We start from the raw sequence: 6971 nt of genomic DNA, 5'->3' as shown, positions 1-6971 counted from the left end.
CATCACTTTCGATTGACACTACTTTTTTAAACTTTTTTTATTAATTTTACAACAGCTTCCGTTCGAGCTGTATGTGGGAACATATCGACCGACTGGATATAATGAAGATCATAGACTTCTACTAAGCGTACCAAATCACGAGCCAAGGTCGAAACATTACAAGAAATATAAACCATTTTTTCTGGTACATAAGTAAGAATAGTATCTAATAACTTATCATCCAGACCTGTACGTGGTGGGTCCACAATCAGAGCATCTGCTCGGTAGCCTTCCTTGTACCAACGAGGAATAATCTCTTCTGCCGTTCCAGCTTCATAATGAGTATTGTCAAATCCCATTCTTTTAGCATTTCGCTTGGCATCTTCAATGGCTTCTGGAATAATATCCATACCTCTTAGTGTTTTAACTTTCTTTGCGAAGGCAAATCCAATCGTTCCAACTCCACAATAAGCGTCAATCAAATGGTCTTCTTTAGTAACATCCAAGGCTTTTACCGCCTCGTTATAAAGAACTTCTGTTTGTTCAGGATTTAGTTGATAGAAAGCTCGAGGAGATAGTGAAAATTCATAATCGAGTACACCTTCTTGAATACTCTCTTGTCCCCAGATAATCTCTGTCTTTTCACCATAAATCTCACTGGTTTTAGCTGTATTTGTATTCACAGCTACTGTCACAACTTCTGGGAAATCTTTAACTAAGTCTTTTACTAGTTGGGTTAAATTAAGCTGACGATTTGTAACAATAATAACCTGAACCTGTCCAGTCTTTCTTGCTCGTCGGACCATAATAGTCCTAACACCTAGAACTTTTCTCTCATCTGTGATTGGAATCTGGTGATAAGTAAGTAATTCCGCTAGACGATTAGCAATCACTTGGGTTTCCCTGTCTTGTACCAGGCAGTCTTTCAACTCTACTAAATAGTGAGAGTTTTGTGCATATAAGCCAGCCTTGACCTGATTTTTAAATTTTCGAGTCTGAAATTGTAACTTAGCTCGGTAATATTTTGGTTCCTGCATTCCAATAGTTGGACGAATTTCATAGTTCTCATATCCTGCAGGAGCAAATTTTTTCAGCGCTTGATGAAGTAAGTCCGTCTTGAACTCCAGCTGCTTATCATAATGCAGGTGCATGATTTGGCAGCCTCCGCATTCATTATAAATAGTACAAGCTGGCACAACTCGGAATTTAGACTTCTTGTTGACCTTTAGTAATTTTGCTTCAACAAAGTTGCGTTTAATAGAAGTAATCTGACAATAGATATCTTCACCTTTGAGAGCACCAGGTACAAAGACTAAGGTTTTTTGATAAAAGCCAATTCCCTCACCATTAATTCCCATACGCTTGATTTTTAATGGTATTTTTTGTTTTATTTTTAGATTCATAGGTCTATTATACCATGGAGTTTCTAAGATATTTAAGAATATGTTACAATAAAAGCATGAATTCAAAAACACCTCGCTTTAGTATACTAGATTTCCCTGAACAATTACGAAGCTATATCAAGGGAGCTAATCTCTCTGATAGTTCTTCTCATTCAAGTGCAACTGTCCTACATATAGATTCAGGTTACTATTTAAAAATAGATCAAAAAGGCAGATTAGCTCAAGAAGCTAAGATTGCAAATTGGTTCGAAACTGAAGGATTGGGAACTCCAGTGATTACCTATTTATCAGCAAAAAAGGACTTCCTTCTGACCAAAGAAGCCATTGGCAGAAATGCTCTCGATTTTTTAAATCAACCCGAAAAACTCTGTCAAACCCTAGCTCAAGCATTAAACAAACTTCACAGTCTTAAACCACAATCTTTTCCGTCGGAAAATCATCTGAAGCGTTATAAAGAAAAAGCCTTAAAAAACTATCAGAAGGGGGCTTTTTATAACAAGACTCTTCTGCCTCAATTTCATATTCACAGTCGTGAAGAAGCTTACCAACTGATACAAGAGAAAGGTTCCATTCTCAAAGCTGATGCTTTTATTCATGGAGATGCCTGCCTGCCAAATTTCATCTTGAAGGATGCCTCGCATTTTTCTTGCTTTATTGACTTGGGATTGGCTGGTTTTAGTGACCGACATATCGACCTCTTTTGGGCAATTTGGTCCCTTCATTACAACCTACAAGATGCTACGTATGCTGAATTATTTCTCGACTATTACGGTAGAGAATATGTAGATATGGATAAACTCCGACTTGTTGCAGCTTTCGAAGCATTTAGATGAAAGGAAATTATGAAAATCACAAAACTTGAAAAGAAAAAAAGACTCTATCTGATGGAGCTTGATAATGGCGACAAATGCTATATCACCGAAGACACAATTGTTCGTTTTATGTTATCGAGAGATAAGGTGATAAGCCAAGAGGAATTGAAAGAGATTCAGGACTTTGCTCAATTTTCTTATGGTAAGAATCTGGCTCTCTACCATTTATCCTTTAAAGCACGCACTGAAAAAGAGGTCAGAGAATATCTAAAAAAATACGATATTGATGAAAACATCGTTTCTCAAGTCATTGTTAATCTTAAAGAAGATAAGTGGATTAATGATAGCCAGTACGCTTATGCTATCATCAATGCCAATCAACTTTCAGGAGACAAGGGGCCTTATGTACTGACTCAGAAACTAGCACAAAAGGGGATTTCAAAATCTACTATAGAACAGAACTTGAAAGAATTTGATTTTTCGGAAGTTGCTCAACGTGTAGCCAATAAACTATTGAAAAAATATGAGGGAAAACTTCCAGCTCGTGCCTTGCAAGATAAGATAATCCAGAACTTGACTAACAAGGGCTTCTCTTATTCTGATGCTAAAATTGCCTTTGACGACTTAGATATCCAAGTTGACCAAGAAACGACTCAAGAACTCATCTTCAAGGAACTTGATAAGCAATATGCTAAGTATGCCAGAAAGTATGAAGGATACGAACTGAAGCAGCGTTTAACTCAAGTTTTAGCACGAAAGGGCTATGATTTTTCGGATATAGCAAGCGCTCTTAGAGAATATCTTTAATATTTCCAAGTGAAATTCACAGATTTTAGATAATTTTATGGTACAATAGTAAATGATAAACTTATAAATTGTAGAAAGTTGGTTAGTTATGAAGCTTCCAAAAGAAGGCGACTTTATTACAATTCAAAGTTATAAGCATGATGGGAGTCTCCACCGAACTTGGCGAGACACCATGGTACTAAAAACAACAGAAAACGCCATTATTGGTGTCAACGATCACACACTTGTTACCGAAAGTGATGGTCGTCGTTGGGTCACTCGAGAACCGGCTATTGTTTACTTTCACAAGAAATATTGGTTTAATATCATTGCCATGATTCGTGATAATGGAACTTCTTACTATTGCAATATGGCTAGCCCCTACTATCTGGATGAAGAAGCACTGAAGTATATTGATTACGATTTGGATGTTAAAATTTTTACAGATGGGGAAAAACGTCTCTTGGACGTTGAAGAGTACGAACGTCACAAACGCAAAATGAATTATTCTGATGACTTGGACTATATTTTAAAAGAACATGTCAAAATTCTTGTTGATTGGATTAACAATGGACGTGGTCCTTTCTCAGAAGCCTATGTAAACATTTGGTACAAGCGCTATGTAGAACTAAAGAATCGGTAAAGTTGTCAAAGGTCAGGAACAAAATCCTGACCTTGTTTTTTTGATAGTGTAAAATAAGTTGTGTAGACACAAAAAAGGAATAAATCCATTATAGCAGAGTTACAACACCTTACTAGAAAGAGATTTATGCAGAATTTGTAAAATATATAAAACAAATAGATATACTGTTATTTTTTAATGTCTCTGTTCCTTGTAAGTTTACAACAAACTTATATCGTTTAATACAAAAAATACGAAGATGATTAGTATAAAAATACAGGTTAACTTCGTATCAAATAATTTATTTTTTGTATTTCCACCTAGCATCAATCATTTAGCACGACATTTTAAAAATAATATCTTTACAGAGAAAATGCTATTTAATCTACCAACTCATTTAATCGTTTTTGAAAATATAAAGCAATACTTTTAGATTCAATAAACTCAAAATATTTTATGACATTGTTCATTTGTTTAATTCCAGATTCTTTAGATTCAGTCAGATATATTTTATATCCTTCTACAAATTTGAATGTAGATTTTTCAAAAACTTTTGTGTCATCTTTTAATAATTTTTTTAATTTCATTTCAAAGTAGTCTGCATATATTAGATGTGAATTTTCAAGGCAACAGAACCAAAAATTTAAACAAGCTGACACAACTAAATTTCTATTCTTGCCGATTTTTTCGTAATAATGTGTACGCTCTAGTATTTCTTTTCCGACCATGTAAATATAATCTATTTCAAAAAGATGATATAAATTACCAATTAGCGTTATCTCATAGGACTCCCATCGTTCCTTCTGGAATAAATAGTCATATACTAAATTTAGATCATCTCTACTAACTACATGATTACAATCTATCTGATTTAATAATCCCTGAACCATAATTGTATTTATTTTATGAGTTTTTTCCCCAGTCTTCTCAAAAAGCTTTTGTTGCTCATTTTTTATTTCCTCCAATCCTTTGGTATTCAAACTATAAAAATTCGGAGATAAATTAACCAAAAAATCATCAAGCTCCGATCTTTTATAATGTTCTAGGTAATTACAAAAATTCTCTATCGAAACATTGATATTTGATAATAATTCAAAAAACGTTGAAAGAGAAATTTCATTTTCTCCCCTTTCAAATCTAGAAAGTTGAGATTTTGATATAGAATCAGCTGCAGCATACTCTAAAGAATATCCGTTTAATTTTCTAAAATATCGAAAAGCTTCTCCGTAATTTTTCACACTTTCATTCCCTTAACTTTCTTTTCGAGCGATAAACATACCATATTCTTTAGGAATGATCAACATACCATTATTAAACTCACTTTCCAATCTTTTACGTATTATTTCCTCTTCTAGTGAACCTATTTCTGAAATTCCTTTAAACGATTGGATGTATTTAACTAGGTCATCTATACTAGTTACCTGTAACTCATCATCATAGAGTAATGTATCGACAGAGTTAAAACACCTACTCAGGTACCTTTTACCATTTTGTAAAGTAAACGTTTTATTTTCTAAATCTTGATTAACCTCATCTTTAAATAAATTTGCCAAATAATTTACAACTCCATTTTCACCAAATGTAGCACAGTAAAAAATGCCTTCGGTTTTTAAGACCCTATTCACTTCAGAGAGAGCTTTAGGAATATCATTCACATGATGTAGAAGCATATTAGCAATAACAATATCAAACGTTTCATTCTCAAAAGAAATCTTTTGAATATCCATTATCTCATAGTTGACATTGTCTCTATTTCCAATCACTGACTTCGTTGATTTTACCATATCTTTAGAAAAATCTGTAACAATCAACTGCTTCATTTTATCTATAGAATCACTATTACTTTTCCACAATTCTCCTGTACCACATCCCAATTCTAGAACCTTTACTTCATCAGTGATTTGGTAGTTAGAAAATATCCAATTATTAAATCCCAATTTATTTTTTGAATACTTCTTATGCAATTCTACTCGAATATCAAGATTATCATGACTTTTATATTGTTCAATTACTTTATCAATCATTTTAAACGACCCCCACTCTATAATTGACATTATATCACAAGAATAAAGATAGTGTTAAATAAGTTGTATAAATGCAAAAAAGGAATATTCCGTTATAGCAGAGTTGTAACACATTTCTATAAAGAAATTTATTCCTACGACTCAGTTTAGCATGCTTAACTTCCTAACTCAAAAACCAAGCATCAATTAATTTATCCGTTCTTCTTTTGAAACAGATTTGAACTGATAATTGCTCGTTTTAATTTAAAAAGCTCTTTTGAGCAAAACTTCATTTTTTTAAGAGTCCAAGGCTTGTTGAAGACTCACAAGCCTTGGACTAGAAATTCAAAGATTGGTCCAGCAATTTCTGTCTATCGCTTTTCTACTAGCAAAAAACCTACCTTGAGGCAAGTTTTCATTTATATATCTAATTTCGTAACTGTAAATTTGATATGGGAATAATCTTTTTCAACATCCTTATCCAGCAAGAAAGCTGTGGCGTCCTTCTTAACTTGAACCAGGTCAATATTCTGGGCTTGGGCTGCATAGACGCAGCCACAATAATATTGACGATAGATATCATACTCCTCACACATCTCTACTGAACGTTTGTAGCCTTGATTTTTCTTGAAATCGTTGGGAAGATAGTGGGTCGTGTAAATTTTTTGCACATCGATTCCGATGCTATTGATGGTTTGAGAATTCTTATGAGGACTGATGGTCAAGGCTGAACCAAAGTAGTCAAAGCCCAAGTCCATAGCCACTTGCGCTGTTTTATCCAGTCGGTAGTCAAAACAAACCTTGCAACGGTCGCCACCTTCAGGCTCTTCTTCCAGTCCTCTGACTAACTTACGTTATTCATTTGGTTCATAGGGAGCCTCTAGGTACTGAACCACATCTCCTGTCCTCTCATTGAAATCACTGACAAATTTCTTAGTAACATAGGCACGCTTATGGTATTCTGCCTTAGGATGGATATTAGAATTTGTAAAATAGATGGTCACATCTGCATACTTGGTCAAATATTCTAGGGTATAGGTACTGCAAGGGGCGCAGCAAACATGCATGAGAATGGTTGGCCGATGCTCATTTTTCTCTCATACTTGTACCATCTTCTGCATGACACGGTCATAATTAATCTTCTGATTGGGGTTCATCTTGCTCAGAATTTCTTCTACATCGATCATGTTATTCTCCTTTTTCTAGTCTTATACTCAATCATTTTCAAAAAGCAACCTTGTCCATTGTCTGCTGACAGTGGACTTTAAAACGCTTTTTTCCAGTCCTTGAATAACTTCTTGAAGCTTATCAATGACGGCTTCCAATGTTTGGAAAGCCTTATTTTTGAAACCTCGTTTTCGAATTT

Annotated in this window: 6 protein-coding genes and 2 pseudogenes; 3 read left to right on the top strand and 5 right to left on the bottom strand. The window is 34.3% G+C overall.

What is annotated here, in order from left to right; all coding sequences use genetic code 11:
• Window positions 1-26 precede the first annotated feature (26 nt).
• Entirely contained in the window at window positions 27-1382 is a 1356-nt protein-coding gene (gene rlmD / locus HT701_RS10880; RefSeq protein ID WP_119919747.1) for a 23S rRNA (uracil(1939)-C(5))-methyltransferase RlmD, read from the bottom strand.
• A gap of 56 nt (window positions 1383-1438) precedes the next feature.
• On the opposite strand from rlmD, the gene HT701_RS10875 reads away from it, so the two are divergent.
• The 3 genes from HT701_RS10875 (at window position 1439) to HT701_RS10865 (ending at window position 3623) form a co-directional block, all read left to right on the top strand.
• Window positions 1439-2215, top strand: coding sequence for an aminoglycoside 3'-phosphotransferase (locus HT701_RS10875; protein WP_119919746.1), 777 nt, complete (start codon window positions 1439-1441; stop codon window positions 2213-2215).
• A 9-nt stretch (window positions 2216-2224) separates the two neighbouring features.
• Window positions 2225-3001, top strand: coding sequence for a recombination regulator RecX (gene recX, locus HT701_RS10870; RefSeq protein ID WP_119919745.1), 777 nt, complete (start codon window positions 2225-2227; stop codon window positions 2999-3001).
• Between the two features lie 88 nt (window positions 3002-3089).
• A complete protein-coding gene (locus tag HT701_RS10865; RefSeq protein WP_000775321.1) occupies window positions 3090-3623 on the top strand; it encodes a DUF402 domain-containing protein in 534 nt (177 codons plus the stop codon).
• A gap of 359 nt (window positions 3624-3982) precedes the next feature.
• Here the strand turns inward: HT701_RS10865 and HT701_RS10860 are convergent, their stop codons facing one another.
• The 4 genes and pseudogenes from HT701_RS10860 to HT701_RS10845 form a co-directional block, all read right to left on the bottom strand.
• Window positions 3983-4840 (bottom strand): Rgg/GadR/MutR family transcriptional regulator, encoded by an 858-nt coding sequence (locus HT701_RS10860; RefSeq protein WP_119919744.1) that lies wholly within the window; start codon window positions 4838-4840, stop codon window positions 3983-3985.
• Between the two features lie 12 nt (window positions 4841-4852).
• Complete coding sequence (locus tag HT701_RS10855) at window positions 4853-5626, bottom strand: class I SAM-dependent methyltransferase (RefSeq protein ID WP_000566044.1); 774 nt, start codon at window positions 5624-5626, stop codon at window positions 4853-4855.
• A gap of 398 nt (window positions 5627-6024) precedes the next feature.
• Window positions 6025-6792: pseudogene (locus tag HT701_RS10850) on the bottom strand (epoxyqueuosine reductase QueH).
• A 27-nt stretch (window positions 6793-6819) separates the two neighbouring features.
• Window positions 6820-6971: pseudogene (locus HT701_RS10845) on the bottom strand (IS630 family transposase); the annotation flags it as partial.

This window comes from Streptococcus sp. 10824, assembly GCF_013276595.1.
Lineage (GTDB): Bacteria > Bacillota > Bacilli > Lactobacillales > Streptococcaceae > Streptococcus > Streptococcus pseudopneumoniae.
Note: the sequence above shows the minus strand (reverse complement) of the source record. Positions and strands in the feature narration are given on the sequence as shown.